The organism is Nocardia sp. NPDC019323, from assembly GCF_044389845.1.
GTDB lineage: Bacteria > Actinomycetota > Actinomycetes > Mycobacteriales > Mycobacteriaceae > Nocardia > Nocardia implantans.
Map to the genome: position 1 here is coordinate 521465 of NZ_JBIRYN010000002.1, position 24764 is coordinate 546228.

The window sequence follows — 24764 nt, forward strand, 5'->3', positions numbered from 1 at the left end:
GATCGTGGGGCGGGTACCGGCCTTTTCGCCGGTGCCCGCCCGGCGGCGGCGGTACTATCGGGCGCGCGTGCGTATGTCCAGCGATGGTGCTGGGTTCTCGGTCCGTACGTCTCCCCACGGCAGACAGCGAAGGAGTCCGTTTCGTGAGCATTCAAGGCAACGCGAACATCGACCTGACCGGCGCCACGTGGCGGAAAGCCGGAGACGGTTCCGGAAACGACAGCGTCGAAGTGGCCCTGCTCGCCGACGGGCATGTGGGAATGCGCAACGGAAACGACCCCGAGGGCCCGGTGTTGATCTTCACGCCGGGAGAGTGGGCCGCCTTCACCGCCGGGGTGCAGGACGGTGAGTTCGACCGGCCACGCTGAGGCGCGCCCGCCTTCGAGATCACGGAATGACACATTTTCGGCAACGGAAAGACGTTTGCCGAGGCCGGATACGGGTAGCCCAATGTCTGTGGACCGTGGGCTCAAGAGTTCCCATCCCCGGTACCGGAAATTGCGGCCGGACGATTGGGTGGAATGGCTGATCGTCGCGCTGCTGTTCGCGGTATCGGCGGTCGGAGTCTTCGTCCTCACCAGCTCGCTGCTGTCGGCGCTGCTCGTCGGCCTGCTGGTGTGGGTGGTGGCCCTCGGTGTCGTGGCCATGTTGTAAGGGTGCGCCGACCGGCCGGGGATCGCCCCGGCCGGTTGTCCGGCGACTAGCGGCGGAACAGTTTGTTGCCCAGCCAGACCAGCGGGTCGTACTTGCGATCGGCCACCCGTTCCTTCATCGGGATCAGCGCGTTGTCGGTGATCTTGATGTGCTCGGGGCAGACCTCGGTGCAGCATTTGGTGATGTTGCACAGCCCGAGCCCGTGCTCGTCCTGCGCGAGCTCGGTCCGGTCGCCGACATCGAGCGGGTGCATCTCCAATTCGCTGATCCGCATCAAATAGCGGGGTCCGGCGAACGCTTTCTTGTTCTCCTCGTGGTCACGAACCACATGACAGGTGTTCTGGCACAGGAAGCACTCGATGCACTTGCGGAATTCCTGTGAACGTTCCACGTCGACCTGTTTCATCCGGTACTCGCCCGGTTTGAGATCGGCGGGTGGCGTGAAAGACGGGATCTCGCGCGCCTTTTCGTAATTGAACGACACGTCGGTCACGAGGTCCTTGATCACGGGGAAGGTGCGCATCGGCGTCACCGTGATCACTTCGTCCTGGGTGAAGGTGGACATGCGGGTCATGCACAGCAGCCGCGGCCGCCCGTTCACCTCGGCCGAACAAGAACCGCATTTGCCCGCCTTGCAGTTCCAGCGCACGGCCAGATCGGGCGCCTGGGTGGCCTGTAGGCGGTGGATGATGTCGAGCACCACCTCGCCCTCGTTCACCAGCACGGTGAAATCCTGCAGTTCTCCGCCGTCGAGATCGCCGCGCCATACGCGGAATTTGGCGTCGTAACCCATCGTTACGCCTCTCGCTCCGTCGAATGCCCGGCCGCGGCCGGGTGCCCGGCGAGTTCATCCGGGGTGTAGTACTTCTCGAGCTCGCCGAGATCGAAAAGGGCGAGCAGGTCCGATCGCATCGGGATCTGATCCTTGCGCGTCACGGTGACACCGGGAATCGGGTCGCCGGCCGTGTCCGGATCCACCGCGCACACCAGCAGCTTGTTCCGCCAGTCGGGGTCCATCGACGGGTAGTCGTCGCGGGTGTGACCGCCGCGGCTCTCGGTCCGCAGCAGCGCCGCGTGCGCCACGCATTCGCTGACCAGCAGCATGTTCTGCAAGTCGAGCGCGAGATGCCAGCCGGGGTTGAACTGGCGGTGGCCCTCCACGGTCACCTGGCGGAACCGGGCGCGCAGCTCGGCGAGCTTGTCGATCGCCTCGCGCACCTCGTGTTCTTTGCGGATGATGCCGACCAGGTCGTTCATCGTCTGCTGCAGATCGGTGTGCAAGGTGTAGGGGTTCTCGCCTTTGCCGTCGGCGGGCGGATCGAACGGCGCGACGGCGGCCCGCGCGGCGTTCGTGATGTCGTCCTCCGCGACCGACGGACGCTCGCCGAGCTGTTCCACATAGGCGGCGGCCCCGAGCCCGGCCCGGCGACCGAACACCAGCAGGTCGGACAGCGAGTTCCCGCCCAGGCGATTGGACCCGTGCATGCCGCCGGAGCACTCGCCCGCGGCGAACAGGCCGGGCACCGTGGCCGCACCGGTGTCCGGATCGACTTCGATCCCGCCCATCACGTAGTGACAGGTCGGGCCGACCTCCATCGGCTCCTTTGTGATGTCCACGTCGGCGAGCTCTTTGAACTGATGGTGCATCGAAGGCAGCCGCCGCACGATCTCCTCGGCGGGCATCCGGGAAGCGATGTCGAGGTAGACGCCGCCGTGCTCGGTGCCGCGCCCGGCCTTGACCTCCTCGTTGATGGCGCGGGCGACCTCGTCGCGCGGCAGCAGGTCCGGTGTGCGGCGCGCGGAGTCGTTGTCACGCAGCCACTGGTCGGCCTCTTCCTCGGTCTCGGCGTACTGCCCTTTGAAGACCGGCGGAATGTAGTCGAACATGAACCGCTTGCCCTCGGTGTTCTTCAGCACCCCGCCGTCGCCGCGCACGCCCTCGGTGACGAGGATGCCCTTCACGCTGGGCGGCCACACCATGCCGGTCGGGTGGAACTGCAGGAACTCCATGTTGATCAGCGTCGCGCCCGCCCGCAGTGCCAGCGCGTGCCCGTCGCCGGTGTACTCCCATGAGTTGGAGGTCACCTTGTAGGACTTGCCGATACCGCCGGTCGCAAGGACCACCGCCGGGGCCTCGAACAGGATGAAGCGGCCGGATTCGCGCCAGTAACCGAACGCGCCGGAGATGCGGTCACCGTCCTTGAGCAATTCGGTGATGGTGCATTCGGCGAAGACCTTGATGCGCTTCTCGTAGTCGCCGGTCTCGGCGAAATCCTCCTGCTGCAGCGATACGATCTTCTGCTGCATGGTGCGGATGATCTCCAGGCCGGTGCGGTCGCCGACGTGCGCGAGCCGCGGGTAGGTGTGGCCGCCGAAATTGCGCTGGCTGATGCGACCGTCCGGCGTCCGGTCGAACAGCGCTCCGTAGGTCTCCAGTTCCCACACTCGATCGGGCGCTTCCTGGGCATGCAATTCGGCCATGCGCCAGTTGTTGAGGAACTTGCCGCCGCGCATCGTGTCCCGGAAATGGACCTGCCAATTGTCCTTTTCGTTCGCGTTGCCCATCGACGCCGCGCAGCCGCCTTCGGCCATCACGGTGTGGGCCTTGCCGAACAGCGATTTGCACACCACCGCGACGGACAGGCCGTGCTCCCTGGCTTCGATGACCGCCCGCAGTCCGGCGCCGCCCGCTCCGATCACGACGACGTCGTAGTTGTGCCGTTCCACTTCTGCCATGCAGAAAAACTCCTCGATGAGGCGGTCAGTCGATGAACCGCAGATCCGAAATCGTCTGGCTGGCAACCAACATGACGTAGAAGTCGGTCAGCACGAGCGTGCCGAGGGTGGTCCAGGCCAGCGTCATGTGCCGGGTGTTCAGCTTGGAGACCTGAGTCCAGAACCAGTAGCGCACCGGATGCGCGGAGAAGTGCCTGAGCCGTCCGCCCGCGATGTGCCTGCACGAGTGGCACGACAGCGTGTAGGCCCACAGCAGGATCACGTTGAGCAGCAACACGATATTGCCGAGGCCGAAACCGAAGCCGCCGGTCTTGCCGTGGAAGGCGACGACGGCGTCATAGGTGTTGATCAGCGAGACCACCACGGCCACATAGAAGAAGTAGCGATGCGCGTTCTGGATGATCAGCGGCAGCTTGGTCTCGCCGGTGTACTTGGCGTGCGGCTCGGCCACGGCGCAGGCGGGCGGGGAGAACCACACCGACCGGTAGTAGGCCTTGCGGTAGTAGTAGCAGGTCAGCCGGAAGCCGAGCAGGAACGGCAGCACCACGAAGCCCAGTGGCAGGATCGCGGGCAGCTCGCCGAAGGGGGTGCCGAAATGGCTGGAGCCCTCGACGCAGGAAGTGCTCAGGCACGGCGAGTAGAAGGGGGTCAGATAGTGATAGTCAGGAACCCAATATGCCGTACGCACATACGATCTGATCGTCGCGTAGATGACGAACGCGGCGAGCCCGAGCACCGTGACGAGTGGGGGGATCCACCATCGGTCGGTGCGCAATGTGCGATCCGAGATCCGGGCCCTTGTTCTGCTGAATACGCCGGTGCCCGCTTCGGGGGCGGCGGTCGGTGCGGCACTCACAGGGGGATGCCTCGCTGATCTTGTGTGCGGGTGGTCATCGGTACCTCCGCAATCGAATGTGATGCTGAGCACCATACGACACGTCCGCTATTGATCGAGCGGGGTCTCGACAAACCTGCCCCGCCGTCAACCGTATGATTTACGCCACATCAGGCAGGGCTCAGGTATGTCTCCCGGAAGTTCCGGGCCAACCGGACTTTTCGAAGTCCGAGGCAGCGAAATGAGTTTCGAGCAGGGCGAATGGGAGCGCCGGATTTGCCTCTTCAACCGTCGCCCGCAGGCGTGAACGCGGTCGCGGATCGGGTTGTCCAAGCGCCGATTCATGCGGAGCCGATGCCGGAACCCGGGACCTCCCGGTGCGGTGACTCGATGGGCGCGCCCCGAGTGGAAGTCACGGCGCTCAGGCGTTGGTGACGGTTCGCCGCGCCGGGGTCGGTTCGGTGCCTCGATCGAGGGCGACCTCCGTGCCGTGCCGAGTTACGGCTTGACCTGTGCCGCGACGGAGGCGGCGTGGCCTGCGCCGCGACGGACCCGACATGATCTGCGCCGCGGTGGACGCCTCGTGACAGGTGCCGCGACGGATGCGGCGTGGCCTGCGCCGCGACGGATCCGACATGATCTGCGCCGCGGTGGACGCCTCGTAACAGGTGCCGCGACAGAGGCGGCGTGACCTGTCCCGGGGCGGACGCCGCATGCCCGATGCCGGGGCGGATGGGTCGTGACCTGTGCCGCGGTGGATGCGACGTGACCTGTCCCGGGGCGGACGCGACATGCCCGACGCCGTGACGGACCCGGCACAACGTGTGCCGCGGCGGGCCGGTGCGGCCTCGAACGCCGACGTGCTCAGAACGCTCACAGCGTTGCCGTGTCTTCGCGCTCGGCGTGGGCGCTGGATGGAAGCCCTGAGCGCCGCCGTAGCGGGCATGGACGCCGCGGTGGGCGGCTACCCCGCCGCCCACCGGGGACTACTTCGTCCGCGGACGGGAGTGGAAGCCCAGCCCCTCGTCCTGCGCGCCCATCCACGCGGCCTCGTCGGACTTGCTGTCCGGTACGTAGATGACGTCCTGCGTCCGGCGCGGCACCTCGGGCGGCGGTGACTGCTCGAGTTCGTCGGCGTCGATGACGAGCCGCTCGAGGTCGTTCTCCAACCGCCGCACCGTGCTGGCGTCACCGTACTGGCTGCGGAGTACGCCGATGGATTGCCGGAGCTGGCCGACCGCGTAGCGTAGTTCCGCGAATTCGCTGCGAGTCATCGATACCTCCTGATTCCCTGGCGGACATGCGAACTCGGTGCAGTGACGCACGGTTGCCCGTTTGCCTTGGACCGCGCTGCACCCAGCCGTGTGACCCACCACACAACGTGATCTACAACACAGTACCGAAAGAATTTGTTCCTGGCTCGTGCGAGGGAGAAATCCGCTGGTTGCCGCCGGATTGCCGAAGCTCAGCCAGCGGCGGCGTAGCCGGCGTCGGGCCGCGCTACGGCGAACGCGCGCTCGGCGAGCCCGACGATGGACAGCGCGACTTCGTCGGCTCGTTCGAGCAGCACGCTGTGCCCGGCCCCTTCCAGGCGGACCAATTCGGCACCGGCCAGCTGCGAGGCCAGCGCCACGGAGTGGGCGAAGGGGAAGATGAGGTCGGCCGAACCCGCAAGGACCAGCGCGGGGACGGCGCCGAGGTGGTGCAGGGTCGCCGTTTCGTCGAAGGTGATCAGCGAGTGCAGGAATCCGGCCATCGTCACCAGCGGGGTGTCGTTCAGCATCGCGGTGGCCAGCGCGGCCATCCGCGGGTTCACCTTCCCGGCGCCGAATTCGGCCTCGCGCAGGATCGGCGCGAAGAGGCGGCGGGTCAGGCGCCGGGTGGCCTGCATCACCCGCGGAGCGTGCGTGACGGCGGCTTGCAGCGAGTTCACCGCGCGCCGATGCAGCAGGCGCGCCAGCCCGGCCTCGGTGATCCCGGCGGCCGCGCCGGCGAGCAACCCGACGCCCGCGATCCGCGTGCCGATGGCCTGCGGGTAGAGCCGCGCGTAGGCGAGCACGACCATCGCGCCCATCGAGTGGCCGACCAGGATCACCGGACCGGTCGGCGCGACCGTCCGCAGCACGGTGTCGAGGTCGTGCCCGAGTTGCTCGATGGTGTAGGTCGACGGATGCGCCGCCCCGGACTCGCCGTGGCCGCGATGGTCGTAGAACACCATCCTGACGTCGTCGCCCCACTGCCGCAGGAGGTGCTGGCGCAAGCAGGTCCAGGATTCGGTGCGCAGGCAGTGGCCGTGCACGAAGACGACGCTCGCGAGGGCGTCGTCGGCGCCGAAGACGCGGACCGCGAGGGGGACACCGTCTGCGGCCGACACCGTGACGCGGTGGCCGTCGTGATCGGCGGCGCGGCGGGCGATGGTGGTGGACATGGCACCCTCCTGTGGGCGAGGCGCATGTTCGGCGTCTCCTGCCCAGTTGTCGAACTGAATTTCCGCGCCGTTACCCCCTACACCTGCCGTTACGCACACGTTGTCCAACCGACGCCGCCGGTGGATGGGGCAGCTGTCGCCACGCGCACAGGAAAAACCACGGACGCTAGCTGACCACTAACGGGCCACCTTGGTTCGCGACCCGCGAGAAGAATCTGCGGCTTTCTAGGGAAAATTCGATAGTGGCAAATAGTGGGCGATAAGCCCGCCGCGCCCCCGGCCACTGACGGGCGCGCGGCGGGTCCGCTGCCACTCAGGCCTTCGCGCCGGGGCGTGTGGACGGCAGGAACGGGTGCAGGAGGTTCTGCTCGGTCGACGGCCCCATCTGCCACTCCGCGATCCACGGGCCGGTTCCCTCGCTCGGGTCGAGCACGCCGTCCTCGAGCCATTCGTAGCGGCCGTCGAGCACGCCGCGGGTCAGGGTGCGGTCGTCGTCGTCGGTGTTCTCCCACAGCGCGTCGAACAACTCGCGCACGCGCAGCCGCGACTGCCTGCAGAAGGTGTCGGCCAGTTCTTCGGCCGCCTTGCCCTCCGGCGCCTCCGCGGCACGCAAGGCATGGGCGCGCACGCAGGCCGCCGACATCGCGAACAGCTCGGCGCCGATGTCGACGATCCGGCCGAGGAAGTTCTGCCGGTACTCCAGCCCCGCCTGCCAGCGGCCCATCGCGTACATCAGCGACCTGGCCTGCTTGCGCGCACTGCGCTCGACGAAGCGCAGATGCCGGGCCAGCACCCCGAACTCGGTGTAGGCCGCTGGCACCGTACCCGCGCCGACCGCGAGCTGCGGGAACCACTTGGCGTAGAAACCCGTCGCGCCGACCGCGGCCTTCGCCTTGTCCTTGAACTCGGCCTTGCGGTCGACCAGCGCGCCCGCCGCCGCCATGTGCGCGTCGGCCATCTCCCTGGCGATCAGCAGCCGCATGATCTCGCTGGACCCTTCGAAGATGCGATTGATCCGCAGATCGCGCACCAGCTGTTCGGCGGGGACGGCCCGTTCGCCCCGCGCGGCGAGCGACGCCGCCGTCTCGTAGCCGCGGCCGCCGCGGATCTGCACGAGTTCGTCGGCGATCCGGCAGCTCATCTCGCTGGCCCACAGCTTGGCCAGCGCCGCCTCGATCCGGATGTCGTTGCGGCCCTCGTCGGACATGGTCGCCGACAGATCCAGCGCCGCTTCCAGCGCGAACGTGGTCGCCGCGATGAACGCGATCTTCTGGCCCACGGCCGCGTGCTCGCCCACCGGCCTGCCCCACTGCACCCGCTGGGTGCTCCACTCCCGCGCGATCTTCAGTGACCACTTGGCGGCGGCGGTGCACAACGCCGGAATGGCGAGCCTGCCCGCGTTCAGCGTGGTGAGCGCGATCTTGAGGCCGTCGCCCTCCCGGCCGATCAGGTTGCGCTTCGGCACCCGGACGTCGTGCATACGGGTCAGGCCGTTCTCGATGCCGCGCAGGCCCATGAAGGAGTTGCGGCGCTCGACGGTGATGCCCGGTGAGTCGGCCTCGACCACGAACGCCGAGATGCCGCCGCGATGCCCCTCGCTCTTGGGCACGCGCGCCATCACCACCAGCAGCTCGGCGACCACGCCGTTGGTCGTCCACAGCTTCACGCCGTTGAGCAGGTAGGCCTCACCGTCGTCGGTCGGCGTCGCGGTGCTGGCCATCCTGGCCGGATCGGAGCCGACGTCGGGCTCGGTGAGCAGGAACGCGCTGACCGCCCCGGCCGCGCAGCGGGGCAGGAACTCGGCCTTCTGCTCGTCGGTGCCAGCCAGTTTGAGCGGCTCGGGCACCCCGATGGACTGATGCGCGGAGAGCAGGACGCCGAGGCTCGGGTGCGTCGAGCCGACCAGCATCAGCGCTCGGTTGTAGCCGAACTGGGACAGCCCTTGTCCGCCGTACGATTGCGGGATCTTCAGGCCGAAGCAGCCGAGTTCGGCCAAGCCCTTGACGTACTCGTCCGGGATCCGGCCCTCCGCTTCGATCACCGACCCGTCCATGGACTCGCACAGCGTGCGCAGCCGGGACAGGAACGCTTCGGTGCGCTCGGCATCCTCGGGGCCGGGCTGCGGATACGGGTGGATCAGGTCGAGCCGGAACCGCCCAAGGAACATCTCCTTGGCGAAGGACGGTTTGGCCCAGCTCGTTTCGCGGGACTCCTCGACCAGTGCGCGGGCCTGTTCTTCGGTGGCGTCGACTTTCGCGGCTGTCGCCATGATGTCCTCCCTCGGGCGTGATCAGGATCACATTCGAGTGTAGGAGGGTTTGTTACTCACCGGTAGGCCCGCTGGTCGAGATAAATCTACGAATATCTAGCGATCTTGAAAGAGGGGCGAATAGGCAGCAATCCACCGCTGCCCGCAGGGCCGGCCCGGCTCAGACCGAGCGCAGATACCGGCCGAAATGCGGCACCGTGAACCCGATCGTGCCGCGCTCCGCGGAGTAGATGAGACCTTTCTTGATCAGGCCGTCGCGGGCGGGTGAGAGCGAAGCGGGCTTGCGGCCGAGTTCGTTGGCCACCGCCGCGGTCGCCACCGGGCCGTCGTCGCCGGACAGGTCGGCCATCGCCCGCATGTACTCCCGCTCGGCGGGCGTAGCCCGCTCGTAGCGGGAACCGAAGAACCCGACCGCGAGCTCTTCCTCGGCCGCGGGCGATGCCACCTCCACATCCTCGGCCGTGATCGGGCTCTCCGGCGCCTGATCCCACACGGCCTTGCCGTAAGCCTGTACGAAATACGGGTAGCCATCCGCCTTGCTGTACAGCGCGTCCAGCGCCTCGTCGGTGAATTTCACGTCCTCGCGCCGGGCGGGCGCGATCAGCGCTTGATCGGCGGATTCCCGGTCCAAGCGGTCGATGCGGTGATAGCTGAATAGTCGCTCCGAATAGCTCTTCGAGGCGGACAGCACCGCGGGCAGGTGGGGCAGGCCCGCGCCGACCACGATCAGCGGCGCGGCGTCCTGGCTCAGTTCGTGGCACGCGCCGCAGATCGCGGAGATGTCGGCGGGACCCAGATCCTGCATCTCGTCGATGAAGATCGCGATGCCGACGCCGATGTCTGCGGCCAGTGCCGCGGCCTCCACCAGGAGTTCCACCAGATCGATCTCGATGTCGCCGGAATCGGCCCTGCCGCTCACCGCGGGGACGTCGATGCCGGGCTGCCAGCGCTCCCGCATGCCCTTGTCCGCGGTGGCCCGCAGCGCGAAAGCCTTGAGTATGCCGAGGAAGTCGTCCACCCGTTCCGGATTGCGGTGCGCCGTCGCGATCGCACGCGCAGCCATGTGCAGCGCCGAGGACAGTGGGCGGCGCAGTTCCTGGTCCGGACGCGCCTCGATCTTGCCGGTGCCCCAACCGCGCGATATCGCGGCCGAGCGAAGTTGGTTGAGCAGCACCGTCTTCCCGACGCCGCGCAGGCCGGTCAGCATGACGCTGCGTTCCGGCCGACCACGCGCGACGCGTTCGAGCACGATGTCGAAAGCCGTGAGTTGTTTGTCGCGCCCGGCCAATTCGGGCGGGCGCTGTCCCGCGCCGGGGGCATACGGGTTCCGCACGGGGTCCATGCCCCGACACCGTAGCGCGTTTCGTCCGGATAATCTGGGCGCATCTACGGCGTGTTCTAGAAAGCCTTAGCGTTTCGTATTGCACTATTGCTCTCGCCGCCGGTTCTCTAGGCTGGTGGCGGTTCGCCAGAATGGTCGCGCGGCAGGGCGGCGCGGGAACGGAGGGGCATGTCCGACGAACCACCTACCGCTGACCTCGCCGAGGTGGTCGGATCCTGGAACGTTCCGGCGGGCGCCACGGTGGCCGAGCGCATCCGGTCCAACATCCTCATCGCGATCGAGCGCGGCTACGACGATCCCCAGCTGGTCGCCGATCTCGCGGTCGGTCCGCTGGTCATGGCGCTCGGCAAGCTGGAGGTCGAGCTGGCCGAGGCGCGCCGCAGGATCGACGAACTCGAACGCGCGGTGCACGGGACGCGACGCTGAGCCGGGCGGTTGGACAGGCGAGGCGTCCCCGTTCGGTGTCCTCGCCCAGGGCGGCGAGACCGCTTCGTGACCTTCGCCCGACGGCGATTTTCCGCCGATCCGATCGGCGTTCCCGCCGTGATGGAAAAGATGCAGCTCTGTGCGCTGGACAACATCGCGTCGGCACCGTAATCTCTTCGTGACTTAGTGGAACCAGTCGCTTCGTAAGAGAAACGGCGCCACTAGTTACCGCCTTAACGGCTGTCGGGGCCAATCGGTCTCGGCTGTCGTGCCGGGGACCCACAGGTTCGTCTGGGGTGAATCCTCGAGGCCGATTCCGGCCGCGAGGTAGGGCCGCTCTCCCGGCCCGAACCCGTCAGCTAACCCGGTCGGCGGGAGAGCAGTAAGATCGGAGACGTAGCTCGGTGGGTAAACACAGCTTGCAACGGGATTCTCGGGTTCCGAATTCCGTCAAGGGCGCGATTGTCATGGGTGCGGTGGCCGCGACCGGCGCCATGCCTGCGATTCCGGCCATGGCCGCGACCATCAACGTTCCCGGTGTCGGCAATTTCGACGTTCCGCAGGAGTGGGAACAGCCGGTTCAGCAGCTCAATCAGCAGATCCAGCAGGCGCTCGCGGCCGTTCCCGCCGCCCCTGCCCAGGCGCCGCAAGAGGTCGCTCCCCAGGCCCCCAATTTCGCGCCCATGCTGCCGGGCCTGTTCGGCCAGCAGCAGAACAACAGCCCGGGCGACATCGCCCTCGACGCCGCCAAGACCAAGGTCGGCGCCCAGTACTCCTGGGGCGCGGCGGGTCCCCGTTCCTTCGACTGCTCGGGTCTGGTCCAGTGGGCGTTCCGCCAGGCGGGCGTCGAGCTGCCCCGCACCAGCTTCGAGCAGTCGCACGTCGGCGCTCCGGTCGCCTACAACGAGCTGAAGCCGGGCGACATCGTCATCACCAACGGCGGCGGTCACGTCGGCATCTACGCGGGCGACAACAAGCTCCTGAACGCCGTACAGACGGGTACGCCGGTGTCCTACACGCCGCTGCGCCCCGACATGGTGGTCACCGCACGCCGTATCGTCTAACGAGTGACCCGCGCCGAATCCGGCATCCAAAGCACCGCGACCCAGGCCCGCGTCGATTCGTGGACCTGGGCGGTGCGCCTGTTCAAAACCAGGTCCGCCGCCGCGGAGGCATGCCGTGGCGGGCATGTCCGGGTGAACGGCGCGACGGCCAAGCCCGCGCAGCCGGTGCGTCCCGGTGACGAGGTGCGCGTCCGCGTGGGCGGCATCGAGCGCATCGTCATCGTGGAGCGGATCATCACCAAGCGCGTCGGCGCTCCGATCGCCGCGCAGTGCCTGATCGATCGCAGTCCGCCTCCGCCCCCGCGCGAAATCCTGGCGAGCTTGCCCCGCCGCGACCGCGGTGCGGGACGGCCGACCAAGCGTGAGCGTCGCGAGACCGACCGTCTCATGGGTCGAGACGAGCACTGAACGGAAGCAGGGTGGTCAGATCATGGCCACCGGATCGAGGCGGCCCGCCAGGTAACGCGCCCTGCATTCGCCGCGGCGGAGTTTTCCGCTGCTGGTCTTGGGGATTCGTCCCGGCTCAACAAGAAGTACCGCACCGGGCATCACCTCGTGGGTCGCGGCAACCGCGGTGCGGATGCGCCGGGCTGAAGCGAAGAGTTCGAGCGGCTCGCGGCCATCGACGGCACCGAGTTCGGCCACCACGACCAGGTCTTCGCGCAGCCCGTCGTCGTACCCGAACGCCGTCACGTGCCCGGGCCGGATCTCGGGCGCGCATGCCTGCACCGTCGCCTCGATGTCGGCGGGATAGTGATTGCGCCCGTCCACCACGATGACGTCCTTGCGGCGGCCCGCGATGTAGAGCTGGCCGTCGTACTGGAACCCGAGATCGCCGGTGCGCAGCCAGCGGGCGGCGCTTCCCGGCACCGTGGCGCCGAACACCTCCGCCGTGGCATCCGGTCTGCCCGCGTATCCGTCGCACACATTGTCGCCGGCCACCCAGATCTCGCCGACGCGTCCGGCGGGCAGCACGGCCCCGGTCATCGGGTCGACGATCCGCACCTGCTGTCCGGCGGGTGCGCCGCACCCGACCAGCGACACGCCCTCCGTGGTTTCGGATGTGTCCGCCAGCTGCACGACCGCGCGTCCTTCCGACAGTGCGGCCCGGTCGAAACGGTGCCATACCGGGTCCTCGCGCTGATCGCAGATGGTGACCGTCAGGGTGGCCTCGGCCAGGCCGAAGCCGGGGGTGTGCGCGTGATGACGGAATCCGTACGGAGCGAAGGTCTCGGTGAACTCGGCGAGTGCGTCGGCGCGGACCGGCTCCGAGCCGTTGAGCACGAGGTCCAATCCGGACAGGTCCAGCCCGGCGCGTTCGGCGGGAGTGGTGCCCGACACCGCGAGCTGCAATCCGAAGTTGGGGCATCCCGTGGTGCCTGCGCGATAGTCGGCGATCGCGCGCAGCCAGCGGACGGGGCGCTTCACGAACTCCGCCGGAGCCAGCGTGATGCCGTGCACGCCGAGGAACAGCGGCAGCGAAAGGCCGAGGATCAGACCCATGTCGTGGAAGAACGGCAACCAGGTCACGATCGGCCTGTCCTTCGCGACCGACACGGCGTACCCGAGCTGCGTCAACGCCGCCGCGAGGTTCTCGTGGGTGACCCGGACGCCCGCGGGCGACTTCGTCGATCCGGAGGTGTACTGCACATAGGCCAGCTCGTCGCACACCGGATCAATCACCGGCGCGGGCGAATTCGCGCCCGGCGGGACGAACCGCGTCTCCGGTGATCCCGCGCGGCGCGCGGCCGTGCTCGCCGTCGCCACCGAGGTGTGCGCGGACGAATCCCATTCCGGCACAGCCGGATGCGTGGGCAAGGTGAGCACGCGGCCGAGGGCGTCGCCCAGGATTGGTGCGGTGATCTCGTCGTGCGCGGAGAGCAGGGCGAGCGTGGGCCTGGCATCGGCCAAGACGGCATGCAGGCGGTCGCGGTTGCGCGCGCCCGCGGCCGGGAACAGCGGCACTGCGACCCGATTGCTGTACAGGCAGGCGAGAAACGCCACCGCGTAGTCGACGCCGTGCGCGCAGAGGATGCCCACCCGGTCGCCGGGGGCGCTCTCCTGCCGCAGCCGCGCGGCCAGCGCGCCCGCCGCCGCATGCAAGCGCGCGTAGGTCAGCGTGACGGGCTTGCGGTCGTGGACGCGGAAACGCAATTCGGTGAAGGCCGGCTCGTCCGGCCGGGTGGCGGCCCATGCGGCCACCGATGTGGCGAGACCGTTGCCCGCCGGGTGGTCGGCGTGGGTCACGAGGTGTCTCCGGTGTTCGCGGCGACCCGATCCAGCAGGGCGGCGCCGAGAGCGGTGATGGTGGGGTGCTTGAACAACTCGGCGGTCGCGATCCGGACGCGCAGGCGCGCTTCCAGGTTTCGCCGCATCTCGATCGCGAGCAGCGAGCTGAGTCCTAGGTCGTTGAAGTCGGCCGCGGGGTCGATGTGCTCGGCGGGCAGGTCGAGCGTGCTCGCCAGGATGCGGCGGATGATCGTGGTCAGTGGTTCGGCGGGCTCGGGTGTGCGCTCGCTCGCGGCCGGCGCGGGCGCGGGATCGGAACGGGATACGGGCGCCAGCAGATTCGTCAATCGCATCGCGATCGGGGAAGTGTCTGTCGTCGGCGTGTGCTCCAGTGCCAGCAGGTATGGGCCGTCATAGCGCAGGACCTGGGACAGTATGGCGCTTCCGCCCGGCAGGTCGAACGCGCCGACGCCCGCACGCCGGAGATGGTTCGCGCCGCCCGCCGCCGCGGCGAGGCCGGAATCCCAGAGCCCCCAGCCGACGCTCACGATCCGTCTAGCCGGATCACGCTGGGCGAGAGCGTCCATCGCCGCGTTGGCGGCGGCGTACGCTGCCTGGCCCGGCGCACCGAGCGCGCCGGTGGCCGAGGAGAACAACAACACGAAATCGGTGGCGTCGGTCGCGGTGAGCTCGATCAGATTGCCTGCGGCAGTGGATTTGGGCAGGAACGTTCTGGCCAGCTGCCCCGTGGTGATCGTGTCGAACTCGGCGTCCTCGAGCACGCCCGCCGCGTGCACGGCGCCGCGAATCACCGAGTCGGAGGCCCTGATGTCACTGAGCGCGTTGGCCAGGTCGTCCCGGTCGGCGGCGTCGCAGCGCACCACGACGATGCGGTCCTCCAAGCCGTCGAGCAGGGCGGGCACCGGGCGCGGCGCCCTGGTCAGCACCACCACGTCACGCGCGCCCGCGTCGAGCAACCAGCGCACGGCGACCGAGCCGAGCGTGCCGAGCCCGCCGGTGACGACGTAGGTTCCGTTCGCGTCGATGCCGACGGCGGGCACGGCGCGCGGCCGCGCGGGCGTGAAGCGCCGCACCGCGATCTCGCCCGCCGACAGGCGCAGCTCGTCGGGCACGGCGCTGTCGGTGCTCGTCACGAGACGGGTGAGCAGCGGCAGGTTCCTCGGATCGGGATCGGCCCAGACCAGGCGCACCGTGCGACCGGTCTCCAGTTGCAGCGAGCGCACCAGCCCGGCGATGGCCGCGGGGACGACCGAGGCCGTCACCGTGGCTTCATCGGACCGCGAAGGTGAGCGGGCCGTGTCCGCCTGCGGCAGTACGACTGTCACGGAAGCGGTGGCGTCGTGGGCGGCGATCAGTTGCAGCAGTTCGAGGACACGACCGGCCGCCGCCGCGACGTCATCACCCTCGCTCGCGCCGGAACCGTTGGGCCAGACGGCCACCACGGCGTGGCCTCCGGTGCGCCCGGCCAGCACCGCACCGACCAGCGGGCTCGCGTCGTCCGGCTCGCGCGCGATCCGTTCGGTCGGCAGCTCGGCGTCGAGCGCGCGAGCGAGCCGGACGGCGAGGTCGGAGGCGCCGACCACCACCGCCCTTCGTACGCGGGTTTCAGGCGCGTCGCCGAGCGAACGGAGGTCGCGTGACTCCCAGGTCTCCTGGCGGAAGGGCGCTTTGCGCGTCGCGTTTCCGGCGGGCGCGGTGCGCAGGACGCCGAGCCCGTCCTCGTCAGCGGGATCGGCGTAGCGAATGCGTACACCGGACAGAGCCAGACAGGGCACACCGTGCTGGTCGGTCGCGATGACGTCGCCGATCAGTCCGGTGTCGCCGCGCTCGCGGACCAGGGCGTGCACCTCGAGCACGTGGCGATCGGGTTCACGCGACAGCCAGGCCGAGTCGATGCCGATGGGCAGCGGTATCGACGTCGTGGGCAATTCGTCGAACACCGCGGCGGCGAGCGCGTGCAGGCAGCCGTCCAGCGTCGCGGTGCGATGCAATTCGGCGGCGTCGAACAGGCCGAGCGCGCGTCCGGCGCCCGCGGCGATGCCGCGCAGTGTGCGGAACCGGGGACCGTACTCCAGCCGCCTGCGGCGCAATTCCTGATAGAAGACGCCGGTGGTGATGACGCGCATGTGATGCCGAGCGGCCCGGTTTGCGTCGACCACCCGCATCCATGCGACGATATCCGCGGGTGTGGGGTCACCGGCGGGCCGGGCCGAAGCCAGCGTCCCGGTGCCCGTGACCTCCGCCCGCACGCTTTCCTCCACGCCGGGCCCGCGATAGACGACCTCGGGCAGGACGCCCGGATCGGTCTTCTCGTGCACGGCGAAGTCCGCCAGGGTGGCCGAGCCGAGGGTGTCCCCGGCCAGTCGCAGCAGTCTTCGCAGCCAGAAGACGGCGGGCACGATGTTGTCACCCTGCACTACGTGGTCGGTCAGATCCTCTGCCGTGAAGGCGGATTCGGGGACATGCGCGCTCGCCGGCCCGGCCGTCAGCAGCGGAAATCTCCGCTTGCGCCATCGCCGCGGCGCCGGCGTGCCGAAGGCGCCGAGCGCGGACCAGTCGATCGGCCTCCCCTCCAGGTACAACCCGGCCACGCCGGTCAGGAAGCCGCTCACCTCGTCGTCGCGCAGTGCCACGGCATGCGTGCCGTCGCGGAAGTCCGGATACTCTCGCACCGCCGCCGGCAACACCGGATGCGGGCCGATTTCCACCACGGTGGAGATGCCGTCTTCGGCCGCACGCTCCAGCGCGGCCGCCAATTGCACCGTGCCCGCGGCGTTCTCCGCCCAGTAGTCGCGGTCCATCGCGGCGGTGGTGAGTTTCGCGCCGCGCCGCGCCGTCGAATACACCGGCAGCCGTGGCGCCAGCGGGGTTATCTCGCTCAACGCCGCGACGAAAGGCGCGAGCACGGTGGTGACCTGCGGACTGTGCGCGGCGAAGTCGACCGCGAGCCTGCGCGCGAAAATTCCGCGCCGCGTGGCCCGCCGCACCAGCGTGTCGATATAGCGCGGTGTGCCGGACACGACCACCGACCTCGGGCCGTTGATCGCGGCTACGGCCACTTCCGACCGCATCGGCTCCACGAGTTTGGCCGCGTCCTGCGGCGCCGCCTCCAGCACCGCCATCGCGCCCCGCCCGTCCAGATGCGCCAAGGTCGCGCTGCGCAGCACCACCACGCGCGCCGCGTCCGCGAGGCTCAGCGCGCCGCTCACCGCAGCCGCCGCGATTTCGCCGAGACTGTGACCCGCCACCGCATCGGGCCGGATGCCCCACGCCGCCAGCAGTTTCACCAATGCCACCTGGAAGACGAACAACGCGGGCTGCACCAGGTCGGTGGCCTGCGTCTCGCCCGCGGCGGTGAAACCGTGCCGCGGCGTCCAGACCCGCGGTCCGCCCGCCGTCACGATCGCGTCGGTCGCCTCGGCGAGCGCGGCGGCGAAGACCGGGTACCGCGCCGCCAGTGCCCGGCCCATCTCGGGATGCTGGCCGCCCTGTCCCGAGAAGAGGAACAGCAGCCCGCCACGGCGACGGTTGGCCACGATGCCGAGCGCCGCGTCGCCGCCTCCGAGCGTGCGCAACCGGTGCACCGCGTCGGCGTGATCGTGCGCGAGGATCGCGGCCCTGGCCTGCTCGGGCAGCGCTCGCGCCGACGCGGCGGCCCACTCGGGCAGGGACGGCCGCGCCCGGTCCAGTTCGTCGGCCAGTCGCAGCGCGCGTTCGCGCAGTTCCTCGTCGTCGCGTGCGGTGAGCGGGAGCAGGATCGGGAAGCGCGCGTCGTTTTCCGACCGGGTCCGAGCGACGCCGCGGAGCACGAGGTGCGCGATCGTGCCGCCGAATCCGAACGAGCTGACGCCGGCGACGCGCTCCGGCGCGGGCACCCGGCTCCAGTCCACCGGCTCGGTGGGTACGCGCAGGCCGCGCTCGGCCAGACGCAGCAGCGGGTGCTCGGTGTGCACGTTGATCGTCGGGGCGATCACCCCGTGGTGGATGGACAGCGCGGTCTTCACCATCCCGGTGATTCCGGCGGCGGCCTCCAGATGACCGATGTTCGACTTCACCGAACCGATCCAGACCGGACCGTCCGCGCCGTCGCCGAGCGCGGCTGCGAGCGCGCCGACCTCCACCGCGTCGCCCAAAGGCGTTCCGGTGCCGTGGCATTCGATGTAGTCCGCGCTGCTCGGCGGGCGTCCGGCCCGCGCCCACGCCGCGCGCAGCGTCTCCTGCTGCGCGCGTCCGTTCGGCGCGTAGATGCCGTTGGAGCGTCCGTCCGATCCCACGGCGGTTCCGGCGATCTCCGCGTACACCCGGTTGCCCTCGCGTATCGCGTCCGCGCTGCGCTGCAGAATCACCACGGCGCAGCCGTCGCCGCGGGTGTAGCCGTCGGCGGAGACGTCGAACGGTGTCGACCGCCCGCCGGGTGAGAGGAAGCCACCCTCGGCCAGATAGTTCGAAGTGTGTTCCAGCAGAACGAGATTGACGCCGCCCACGATGGCGAACGGCACGGCGTCGTCGGCGAGCAGCCGGACCGCGAGGTCGACCGCGGCGAGCGAGGACGAGCAGGCGCTGTCGAGCACCAGGCTCGGCCCGTGCAGGTCGAGCACGTACGACAATCGATTGGCGATGATGCTGAGCGCCGACCCGGTCACCGCGAAGGGGGCGTCGTGGCCCGCCCGGCCGAGCACCGCGATGCCGTGGTCGTACCCCGACGCGCCGAAGACGACGGCCGCGCCGGAGCCCCGCGTGCGATAGCCGATCCCCGCGTCGTCGAGCGCTTCGATCGCGACTTCCAGCGCGAGCCGCTGTTGCGGGTCCATCACCGCGGCCTCGCGGTCGGAGATGCCGAACCAGTCGTTGTCGAAGGACTCGACATCGCGGAGGTACCCGCCACGCCGCGCGCCCAGCCGCCCGGCGGGCGGGGTGGACGTGGCGTCTGTGCCCTCGGTCAACAGCTGCCAGAACTCGGCGACGCTCGCCGCGCCCGGCAGCCGGCAGCCGATGCCGATGATGGAGACGGGGGGATGCGAGCCGACGGAAGCAGTAGCCGCGCTGCTCATCGCATCGCGAGATACTCGACAAGCTGCTCGATGTCCGGATGGTCGTAGATCGCGGTCAGCGGAACCTCGACTCCCATGGCGTCCTCGAGATGGGCGGTCAGCCTCGCGAGTTGGGTGGAACCGAGGCCGAGATCGGAAAAGGGCGAGTTGGTCGACACCGAGGCGGCGTCGACGCCTAGTAGATCCGCTACCGCCAGGACGGCGGCGCGGGTCAGCGCGGTGCGTCGGCTACCGCCGAGCGAACCGTCGTGCTGCTGTGCACCACCGTGCCCGTCCGGAAGACCGGGCCGCATCGCGTCCTCCCTCCCCGTCTCCCCGGCTGTCGTCACCCGCTCGAGAACGGTACCCCCGCGATTATGCCGGAGAATCGGCCCTGAGCAAGGACGCATATCCGCTGCCTGCCCGGCTCTTTCGCGAACCGGCGTGATCACATACCGTGGCATCGTGACCGAACCGGACAGCGGTGCCGCCACCCGTGCCGAGCGCACGCCGACTCTGCCCACCCTGCTGCGCTGCTGCGCCGCGCTGGCGGCCACGCCGGGCCGGTTGTTGCGGCCGCGCCGCCCCGACACGGCCCTGCTGGCGAACCTCGAAGTGGTGCCGCCGCCCGCCCCGGGCGCCACGGTCGGGCTGACCGTGCTGACGCAGGCCACCATGTCCGCGCCGACCACGATCGTGGCCGAGGGCGTGCGCAGCCTGCGGGAGATGCGGCTGTCGATGGCGGCGTTCCTGGTCGAGCATCCGAAGGCGCGTTTCCTGGTCGATCCCGCCCTGTGCGCGGGCGTGCACGAGCGGGTGCTGCCCGAACTGCCGTTCCCGGTACCGCTGCTCGTCGCGCCGGACAAGCCGGTGCTCGGGCTGTCCGACGCGCTCGCGGCACACGACCTGGCGGGCGAGGACATCGATTTCGTGGTGCCGACCCACCTGCACTGGGATCATGTCTCCGGCCTGCTCGAGCTGCCCGCTTCGGTGGAGATCCGCTTGCCCGGAGTCGAGTACGACTGGGCGATGGGCGGCCCGCACGCGCCGGCCGGTGTGGCGCGCGGCCCGCTGCGGGGGCGCCGTTTCGACCGTTTCGAGTTGGACGGCCCGCCGGTGCTGACCTTCCCGCGCAGCAAGGACCTGTTCGGCGACGGTTCGGTGCTGCTGGTGGATCTCGCGGGCCACACCCCGGGCAGCATCGGCGTGCTGCTCGCGGTGGACGACGGCACCCGCGTGCTGTTCGCGGGCGACGCCGTCTGGAGCAAGTTGCAGGTCGATCTGCTGCGGGAGAAGGCGCCGATGCCGGGCAAGCTGTTCGACGCCGACCGGGACGCCGCCTTCACCACGATCCACCGCCTGCACGCGCTGCCCGACGGCATCGAACTCGTCGCGAGCCACGACTACGCGGCCGTCACCGCCCGCGCGGCCCGGTAGCGCAGGTCAGCCCACCACCACGGTCTCGGCCAGGCGAGCGGTGATCAGCTCCTCGGCCTCGGTGACCATGCGGCCGATCAGCTCGGCGCAGGTCGGAATGTCGTGGATCAGGCCCTGGCACAGGCCGACCGACCAGATGCCCGCGTCCAGGTCGCCCTCTTCGAACACGCGGCGGCCGCGCGCTCCCGCCACCAGATCCCGCACGTCGTCGAAGGTGCCGCCGGACTTCTCGATCTCGACGACCTTGCGGCTGATCTCGTTGTCCGCCACCCGCGCCGTGTTGCGCATGGTGCGGAAGATGAGCTGGGTGTCGCGCTCGGAGTTCGCGACGATCTTCTCCTTGACCTTCTGATCGATCGAGGACTCCTGCGTGCACAGGAACCGGGTGCCCATGTTGACGCCGTCTGCGCCGAGGGCGAGCGCGGCGACCAAGCCCCGGGCATCGGCGATGCCGCCGGAGGCGATCATCGGGATGCTCAGCTCCCGCGCGGCGGCCGGGATGAGCACCAGGCCGGGAACGTCGTCCTCACCGGGATGGCCCGCGCATTCGAAGCCGTCGATGCTCACCCCGTCCACACCGATCCGCTCGGCCTTCAGCGCGTGCCGCACGCTGGTGCACTTGTGCAGCACCTTGATGCCCGCGTCCTTGTAGTAGGGCAGGAACGGCTCGGGGTTGCTTCCCGCCGTCTCGACGATCTTGACCCCGCTGTCGATGATGGCCTGCACGTATTCCGCGTACGGCGGCGGGTTGATCGACGGCAGGATGGTGACGTTCACGCCGAACGGCTTGTCGGTCAGCTCCCTGGTGCGCGCGATCTCGCGGCGCAGGTCGTCGGGGGTCGGCTGGGTCAGGGCCGTGATGAAGCCGAGCCCGCCCGCGTTGGCGACGGCCGCGACGAGCTCGGCCCGCCCGACCCACATCATGCCGCCCTGGACGATCGGGTGCTCCACCCCGAACTTCTCGGTGAACCTGGTCCGCAGCATTGCGCTTCTCCTATACCTCGCGCGGGCGTGCCGGTTCGCCCGTTGGCGTCGATGGTGACACGAGAATCGCTCCGCCTTCAACTCACAAGTGAGCCGACGTTCGCATATTCGATGATCTTCCTCGACGCTGCTTCGCCTTCGTCATCGGCGTACAGTTACGCAAATGGCCTGCTAGAAGATCCGGACCCGTGCGTGTGACCCCGGTCGGGCTGATTAACCCCGATTCATTCCGCAATCTCTTGCCGGGCGTTTAAGTTAGTTGTTATTCTGCACGCGATTCAGCCCGTCGCCGCCGTCGGACATCCCGGCGGGCCGATGGCGGTCCGAGAGGAGTTCGTGGCAATGACCACCGGGGCAGCAGCGCTCGACGAGCCGATCAGGTCGCGGCGCAACCACTGGAACAACCAGCTCGCCGTGCACGCGCAGATGCGCCCGGACGCGGTCGCGCTCCGGTTCCGCGGCGCGGACACCACCTGGCGGCAGTTGCACGAGCGGTCGCTGAAGTTCGCCGACGGACTGGCGCGTCGTGGCGTCGGGTTCGGCGACCGGGTCCTGATCCTGGCGCTGAACTACCCGGAATACCTCGAGGCCGTGTTCGGCATCAACGCGCTCGGCGCGATCGCGGTCCCGGTCAACTTCCGGCTCACGCCGCCCGAGGTCGCCTACATCGTCGGCGACAGCGGAGCCAAGGCGGTGGTCACCGACACCGTGCTGCAGCCGCTGGCCGCCGCCGTGCGGGCGCAGGCGCCCGCCCTGGAGACCCTCGTGGTGATCGGCGGCGCGTCCGGCGACGGTGCGATCGGTTACGACGACCTGATCGCCGAGGAGGGTGAGCCGCACACTCCGCTGGACATCCCGGAGGACACCCCGAGCCTCATCATGTACACCTCGGGCACCACAGGCAGCCCGAAAGGCGCGGTGCTGACCCACGCGAACATGAACGCCCAGGCGCTGACCTGCATCCGGGCGCTGGCGCTGGAGCCGGACTCGGTCGGCCTGTGCACGTCGCCGCTGTTCCACATCGCCGGGCTCGGCAGCCTCGCCCCGGCCTTCATGCTCGGCTCGAAGACGGTGCTGCATCCGCTCGGCGCCTTCGACGCCGGTGAGTTCCTCGACGCCCTGGAGCGGGAGCAGGCCACCTCCGCGTTCTGCGTGCCCGCGCAGTGGCAGCTGGTCTGCGACCACCCGACGGTGAAGGACCGCAAGCTCGCGCTGGAGGTGCTCAGCTGGGGCGCCGCGCCCGCTTCCGACACCGTGCTGCGCGCGATGGCCGAGAGCTTCCCCAACGCGTTCAACGTCGCGGTGTTCGGCCAGACGGAGATGTCGCCGATCACCTGCGTGCTGGAGGGCAAGGACGCGATCCGCAAGCTCGGCTCGGTCGGCAAGGTGATCCCGACCATCCAGGCGCGGATCGTCGACGACGAGATGAACGACGTCGCGCCCGGTGAGGTCGGCGAGATCGTCTACCGCGGCCCCACGCTCATGCAGGGCTACTGGAACAAGCCGGAGGCCACCGCCGAGGCGTTCGCTGGCGGATGGTTCCACTCCGGCGACCTGGTCCGCCAGGACGAAGAGGGCTTCATCTACGTGGTGGATCGCAAGAAGGACATGATCATCTCCGGCGGGGAGAACATCTACTGCGCCGAGGTGGAGAACGTCCTGTTCGCGCACCCCAAGATCCGGGAGGCCGCGGTGGTCGGCCGAGCGCACGAGAAGTGGGGTGAGGTGCCGGTCGCGGTGGTCGCCCTGCACGACCCGGACGACGAGCTGACCCTGGAAGAGCTGGAGCCGTTCCTCAACGAGAACCTGGCGCGCTACAAGCACCCCAAGGATCTGGTGCTGCTGCCCGAGCTGCCGCGCAACGCCAGCGGCAAGGTGGTCAAAGTCCAGTTGCGCAAGGAGTATTCGTCCTGAGCGTGCGGTGAGTTCGGTTTCACGTGAATCGGACAATGCGCGCGGCGTGGGTGCGTAAGGTCGTCGCATGGCGATCCGACGCATCCGCGCCGCCGTTCTGGCGCTGCACTGGCAGGTGAATGTCATTCGGCCCGAAGGCTTCTTCGGTCCCATGCTGGCCGCGCCCGTGGCGGTTTCGGGTGTGGTGGCGCGGGCGACGGACTTCCACGCCGCGGCGCTCGCGGCTCGGTTGCCGGTGGTCTTCACCCGGTTCACCATTCCGATCGGTGAGGGCGAACTGGTGCGCAACACCGGATTCATGCGCTCGGTCGGCGCGGCGCAGACCGAGTTCCGTCCGGAATCGCCGGGGGCGGCGATCATTCCGGAGATGGCGGCGCAGCCGACGGAAGTCTTCGACAACCAGAAACTCTCCGGCCTGGCGGGCAGCAAACTGCCGCGGTGGCTGACCGATCAAGGGATCGAGACGCTTTTGGTCACGGGCGTCGCCACCAATCTGACCGTCGAGCAGACCGCGCGGCACGGCACCGATCTCGGCTTCACGGTGCATCCGGTGGCCGACTGTCTGGCCGCCGCCACCCCGGAAGCCCACGAGGCCGCGCTGGCCAATCTGGAGCTCGTCACCGCGGGCAGCGTGCGCGCCGCGGATGCGCTGCAACTGATCGGCGGCTGAGCAGCTTCTCTTCCCGAGCAGTCGGCCCGCAGAGGCGCGGTCGCTGGAATCGGCCGATGCTCTCTGATGCGCGGTCCAACGGAGAGGTCCGCTAAGAGCTCGGCGAACCAGCCGAAGCGCCGCCGACCCGGCTGGTCAGCCCGGGGCCGACCAGCAGCAGTAAACGGCGATAGGCCTCGTCCGCCGAGAGCGGCGGATCGGCCTCGGCGATCGCGTTGAGCAGGCCGGTCACGCCCCAAGACAGGAAGGTGACCGTCGTGGCGACCTCCGCGGGTGGAAGTCGCAGTCGCTCGCGCAGCCGCTCGCCCAATACTTCCGTCACGACATCGATGGTCGTCCGCAGGAGCACGGCCCCGCTTTTGCGGCGCAGCAGCGCCCGGTAGACCTCGGGGCTTCCGTCGGCGAGCCGGAACAACGTGTGCACCGGTGCGAGCGGATCATCGTCCTGCACGGCCGGATTCGCCGCGGTGATCGCCGTTCGCAAGTACTCCGCGCAGCTGCGCAGCAGCAGATCGTCCTTGTCGCGATAGTGCGCGTAGAAGGTCGAGCGGCCGACGTCGGCGCGGGTCAAGATCTCGCTGATGGTGATCCGGTCGTAGCCGCGTTCGATCATGAGCTCGACCAGAGCCCGATGCAGCGAGTCCCTGGTGCGCCGGACTCGGCGATCGGTGCGGTCGGCTGTGCTGTGTCCGCTCGACGGCACTTTCTCTCCTGAACGAATGTCT

Annotated in this window: 20 protein-coding genes and 1 riboswitch; of the genes, 8 read left to right on the forward strand and 12 right to left on the reverse strand. The window is 69.1% G+C overall.

Annotated elements, in window-relative coordinates; all coding sequences use genetic code 11:
* The first annotated feature begins 143 nt into the window (after window positions 1–143).
* On the forward strand, window positions 144–368 hold the full coding sequence (locus ACH49X_RS09750) for a DUF397 domain-containing protein (RefSeq protein ID WP_323124341.1): 225 nt from the start codon (window positions 144–146) through the stop codon (window positions 366–368).
* Window positions 369–450: 82 nt separating this feature from the next.
* Window positions 451–654 carry a hypothetical protein gene (locus ACH49X_RS09755; protein ID WP_323124340.1) on the forward strand — a complete coding sequence of 68 codons (204 nt, stop codon included), beginning with the start codon at window positions 451–453 and terminating at the stop codon, window positions 652–654.
* A gap of 46 nt (window positions 655–700) precedes the next feature.
* On the opposite strand, the gene ACH49X_RS09760 is transcribed toward ACH49X_RS09755, so the two are convergent.
* The 7 genes from ACH49X_RS09760 to ACH49X_RS09790 form a co-directional block, all read right to left on the reverse strand.
* Entirely contained in the window at window positions 701–1447 is a 747-nt protein-coding gene (locus tag ACH49X_RS09760) for a succinate dehydrogenase/fumarate reductase iron-sulfur subunit (protein WP_039803305.1), read from the reverse strand.
* A 2-nt stretch (window positions 1448–1449) separates the two neighbouring features.
* Window positions 1450–3390 carry a fumarate reductase/succinate dehydrogenase flavoprotein subunit gene (locus ACH49X_RS09765; protein WP_195079517.1) on the reverse strand — a complete coding sequence of 647 codons (1941 nt, stop codon included), beginning with the start codon at window positions 3388–3390 and terminating at the stop codon, window positions 1450–1452.
* Between the two features lie 25 nt (window positions 3391–3415).
* The gene (locus tag ACH49X_RS09770) at window positions 3416–4246 is read right to left on the reverse strand and encodes a hypothetical protein (RefSeq protein WP_357209145.1); all 831 of its coding nucleotides are present in this window, start codon (window positions 4244–4246) and stop codon (window positions 3416–3418) included.
* 965 nt (window positions 4247–5211) lie between these two features.
* A complete protein-coding gene (locus ACH49X_RS09775; RefSeq protein ID WP_195079515.1) occupies window positions 5212–5499 on the reverse strand; it encodes a hypothetical protein in 288 nt (95 codons plus the stop codon).
* Window positions 5500–5690: 191 nt separating this feature from the next.
* Entirely contained in the window at window positions 5691–6653 is a 963-nt protein-coding gene (locus tag ACH49X_RS09780) for an alpha/beta hydrolase (RefSeq protein ID WP_357209147.1), read from the reverse strand.
* 313 nt (window positions 6654–6966) lie between these two features.
* The gene (locus ACH49X_RS09785) at window positions 6967–8922 is read right to left on the reverse strand and encodes an acyl-CoA dehydrogenase family protein (RefSeq protein WP_357209149.1); all 1956 of its coding nucleotides are present in this window, start codon (window positions 8920–8922) and stop codon (window positions 6967–6969) included.
* A 160-nt stretch (window positions 8923–9082) separates the two neighbouring features.
* Window positions 9083–10264 (reverse strand): AAA family ATPase, encoded by a 1182-nt coding sequence (locus ACH49X_RS09790; protein ID WP_195079512.1) that lies wholly within the window; start codon window positions 10262–10264, stop codon window positions 9083–9085.
* 168 nt (window positions 10265–10432) lie between these two features.
* Here ACH49X_RS09790 and ACH49X_RS09795 point away from each other — a divergent pair, with 168 nt between their 5' ends.
* The 3 genes from ACH49X_RS09795 to ACH49X_RS09805 all read left to right on the forward strand — a co-directional run bounded on the left by ACH49X_RS09795 (window position 10433) and on the right by ACH49X_RS09805 (window position 12162).
* Complete coding sequence (locus tag ACH49X_RS09795) at window positions 10433–10690, forward strand: hypothetical protein (protein WP_195079511.1); 258 nt, start codon at window positions 10433–10435, stop codon at window positions 10688–10690.
* Window positions 10691–10909: 219 nt separating this feature from the next.
* A riboswitch (cyclic di-AMP (ydaO/yuaA leader) is annotated at window positions 10910–11079 on the forward strand.
* 78 nt (window positions 11080–11157) lie between these two features.
* Window positions 11158–11754 (forward strand): C40 family peptidase, encoded by a 597-nt coding sequence (locus ACH49X_RS09800; RefSeq protein WP_195079510.1) that lies wholly within the window; start codon window positions 11158–11160, stop codon window positions 11752–11754.
* Between the two features lie 3 nt (window positions 11755–11757).
* The gene (locus ACH49X_RS09805; protein WP_357209151.1) at window positions 11758–12162 is read left to right on the forward strand and encodes an RNA-binding S4 domain-containing protein; all 405 of its coding nucleotides are present in this window, start codon (window positions 11758–11760) and stop codon (window positions 12160–12162) included.
* A 15-nt stretch (window positions 12163–12177) separates the two neighbouring features.
* Here the strand turns inward: ACH49X_RS09805 and ACH49X_RS09810 are convergent, their stop codons facing one another.
* From ACH49X_RS09810 to ACH49X_RS09820, 3 genes are read right to left on the reverse strand one after another with little or no spacing between them, the layout of a single operon-like run.
* Window positions 12178–14001 carry a fatty acyl-AMP ligase gene (locus ACH49X_RS09810; RefSeq protein ID WP_357209153.1) on the reverse strand — a complete coding sequence of 608 codons (1824 nt, stop codon included), beginning with the start codon at window positions 13999–14001 and terminating at the stop codon, window positions 12178–12180.
* Window positions 13998–19055 (reverse strand): SDR family NAD(P)-dependent oxidoreductase, encoded by a 5058-nt coding sequence (locus ACH49X_RS09815; protein ID WP_357209155.1) that lies wholly within the window; start codon window positions 19053–19055, stop codon window positions 13998–14000. The genes ACH49X_RS09810 and ACH49X_RS09815 overlap by 4 nt, the downstream gene beginning before the upstream one ends.
* A complete protein-coding gene (locus ACH49X_RS09820) occupies window positions 19052–19384 on the reverse strand; it encodes an acyl carrier protein (protein ID WP_323124338.1) in 333 nt (110 codons plus the stop codon). Before ACH49X_RS09820 ends, ACH49X_RS09815 begins: the two co-directional genes overlap by 4 nt.
* 115 nt (window positions 19385–19499) lie before the next feature.
* Between ACH49X_RS09820 and ACH49X_RS09825 the strand changes: the two genes are divergently transcribed.
* Complete coding sequence (locus ACH49X_RS09825) at window positions 19500–20471, forward strand: MBL fold metallo-hydrolase (protein ID WP_357111037.1); 972 nt, start codon at window positions 19500–19502, stop codon at window positions 20469–20471.
* A gap of 6 nt (window positions 20472–20477) precedes the next feature.
* Here ACH49X_RS09825 and ACH49X_RS09830 read toward each other — a convergent pair whose 3' ends face one another.
* The gene (locus tag ACH49X_RS09830; RefSeq protein WP_195079507.1) at window positions 20478–21455 is read right to left on the reverse strand and encodes a nitronate monooxygenase family protein; all 978 of its coding nucleotides are present in this window, start codon (window positions 21453–21455) and stop codon (window positions 20478–20480) included.
* Window positions 21456–21797: 342 nt separating this feature from the next.
* On the opposite strand from ACH49X_RS09830, the gene fadD5 reads away from it, so the two are divergent.
* Together fadD5 and ACH49X_RS09840 are read left to right on the forward strand one after the other, a co-directional pair.
* A complete protein-coding gene (fadD5, locus tag ACH49X_RS09835; RefSeq protein WP_357111040.1) occupies window positions 21798–23369 on the forward strand; it encodes a fatty-acid--CoA ligase FadD5 in 1572 nt (523 codons plus the stop codon).
* 67 nt (window positions 23370–23436) lie between these two features.
* Window positions 23437–24039: a cysteine hydrolase gene (locus tag ACH49X_RS09840; RefSeq protein ID WP_195079505.1), complete on the forward strand. Its 603-nt coding sequence runs from the start codon at window positions 23437–23439 to the stop codon at window positions 24037–24039.
* Window positions 24040–24130: 91 nt separating this feature from the next.
* Here the strand turns inward: ACH49X_RS09840 and ACH49X_RS09845 are convergent, their stop codons facing one another.
* Window positions 24131–24742: a TetR/AcrR family transcriptional regulator gene (locus tag ACH49X_RS09845; protein ID WP_357209157.1), complete on the reverse strand. Its 612-nt coding sequence runs from the start codon at window positions 24740–24742 to the stop codon at window positions 24131–24133.
* Window positions 24743–24764 lie beyond the last annotated feature (22 nt).

Bases quoted from the DNA above. Each gene is read 5' to 3' on its own strand.
- ACH49X_RS09755 (WP_323124340.1), top strand. From the start codon at position 451: ATGTCTGTGGACCGTGGGCTCAAGAGTTCCCATCCCCGGTACCGGAAA.
- ACH49X_RS09760 (WP_039803305.1), bottom strand. From the start codon at position 1,447: ATGGGTTACGACGCCAAATTCCGCGTATGGCGCGGCGATCTCGACGGC.
- ACH49X_RS09765 (WP_195079517.1), bottom strand. From the start codon at position 3,390: ATGGCAGAAGTGGAACGGCACAACTACGACGTCGTCGTGATCGGAGCG.
- ACH49X_RS09775 (WP_195079515.1), bottom strand. From the start codon at position 5,499: ATGACTCGCAGCGAATTCGCGGAACTACGCTACGCGGTCGGCCAGCTC.
- ACH49X_RS09780 (WP_357209147.1), bottom strand. From the start codon at position 6,653: ATGTCCACCACCATCGCCCGCCGCGCCGCCGATCACGACGGCCACCGC.
- ACH49X_RS09785 (WP_357209149.1), bottom strand. From the start codon at position 8,922: ATGGCGACAGCCGCGAAAGTCGACGCCACCGAAGAACAGGCCCGCGCA.
- ACH49X_RS09790 (WP_195079512.1), bottom strand. From the start codon at position 10,264: ATGGACCCCGTGCGGAACCCGTATGCCCCCGGCGCGGGACAGCGCCCG.
- ACH49X_RS09795 (WP_195079511.1), top strand. From the start codon at position 10,433: ATGTCCGACGAACCACCTACCGCTGACCTCGCCGAGGTGGTCGGATCC.
- ACH49X_RS09800 (WP_195079510.1), top strand. From the start codon at position 11,158: ATGGGTGCGGTGGCCGCGACCGGCGCCATGCCTGCGATTCCGGCCATG.
- ACH49X_RS09815 (WP_357209155.1), bottom strand. From the start codon at position 19,055: ATGAGCAGCGCGGCTACTGCTTCCGTCGGCTCGCATCCCCCCGTCTCC.
- ACH49X_RS09830 (WP_195079507.1), bottom strand. From the start codon at position 21,455: ATGCTGCGGACCAGGTTCACCGAGAAGTTCGGGGTGGAGCACCCGATC.
- fadD5 (WP_357111040.1), top strand. From the start codon at position 21,798: ATGACCACCGGGGCAGCAGCGCTCGACGAGCCGATCAGGTCGCGGCGC.
- ACH49X_RS09840 (WP_195079505.1), top strand. From the start codon at position 23,437: ATGGCGATCCGACGCATCCGCGCCGCCGTTCTGGCGCTGCACTGGCAG.